This is a genomic window from Succinatimonas hippei YIT 12066, assembly GCF_000188195.1.
Taxonomy (GTDB): Bacteria; Pseudomonadota; Gammaproteobacteria; order Enterobacterales; family Succinivibrionaceae; genus Succinatimonas; species Succinatimonas hippei.
Genome location: NZ_GL831072.1, coordinates 1 through 213, shown reverse-complemented (window position 1 = coordinate 213; position 213 = coordinate 1). Strand labels below are relative to the sequence as shown.

The following is a 213-nucleotide window of genomic DNA, read 5'->3' as shown; positions in this document are numbered from 1 at the left end:
TCGGAGTTGTAGGGCTTTCTTTATCGGTTAATTTTAGCGCTCGTGCCCAAGCATATATTCCGTTTATATCAGAGCGTATTTTTCTTACAAGAGCAGGATGTTCACACCATATAGGGCTAAGAATTTTTGCGATATGGTCATAAGAGATGTCTTGAAAAAGAATATCTCCGATAATGGGGTAAATATAGTTTTTCAGATGTCCTTTAAATAAAC

The 213-nt window shown here is 36.2% G+C and carries 1 protein-coding gene; it reads right to left on the bottom strand.

The genetic code is table 11. From position 1 onward, the window contains the following. Window positions 1-196 (bottom strand): phage integrase central domain-containing protein (locus tag HMPREF9444_RS11455; RefSeq protein WP_407083902.1); only part of this gene is annotated, 196 nt, incomplete at its 3' end. Window positions 197-213 lie beyond the last annotated feature (17 nt).